Raw genomic sequence first — 693 nt, forward strand, 5'->3', positions numbered from 1 at the left:
GTGTCACCAGCACCATCGGTAACTGTATATGTAATAACAGGAACAGCACCGTTGAAATTATCATTAGGTGTGAAGGTATAACTACCATCGGTATTTAAAGTTAACTCACCTTCAGTGAGAATAACGGTATCACCTGCATTATACGTATTCCCACCAACCGTAAAGCTCGTTACCGTGAGTGGACCATCGGCTGTTTCAGCATTATCAAGGATATTACCTGTTGCGGTTGTATCTTCTGCGACAGTGACATTCTCATTATAATCGCTCAGATCAGAAACTGGTGTCACTGAAATTGTTAGCGTAGAACTTTCGGTATCACCAGCACCATCTGTGACAGTATATGTAATAACGGGTACAGCACCATTAAAGTTATCATTCGGTATAAAAGTATAACTACCATCTGCATTTAAAGTGAGTTCGCCTTCAGCAAGACTTACCGTGTCACCTGCATTGTACGTATTACCATCAACAGTAAAGCTGGTGACAGTTAGTGGACCGTCTGCTGTTTCTGCATTGTCTAAAACATTGCCTGTGGCGGTTGTATCTTCTGCAACAGTGACAGTTTCATTATCATCACTTAAATCAGAAACCGGTGTTACTGAAATGGTTAGGGTAGAACTCTGAGTGTCACCTGCACCGTCAGTAACAATGTAAGTAATTAGAGGAACAGCACCATTAAAGTTATCATTCGGA

General features: G+C 41.3%; 1 protein-coding gene. It reads right to left on the reverse strand.

Features of this window, described 5'->3' with window-relative positions; translation table 11 throughout:
- Positions 1 to 693: tandem-95 repeat protein (locus H4J69_RS19625; protein ID WP_182231145.1), on the reverse strand; the 693-nt coding region annotated here is incomplete at both ends.

This window comes from Colwellia sp. BRX10-9 (assembly GCF_014077405.1).
Taxonomy (GTDB): Bacteria; Pseudomonadota; Gammaproteobacteria; order Enterobacterales; family Alteromonadaceae; genus Colwellia_A.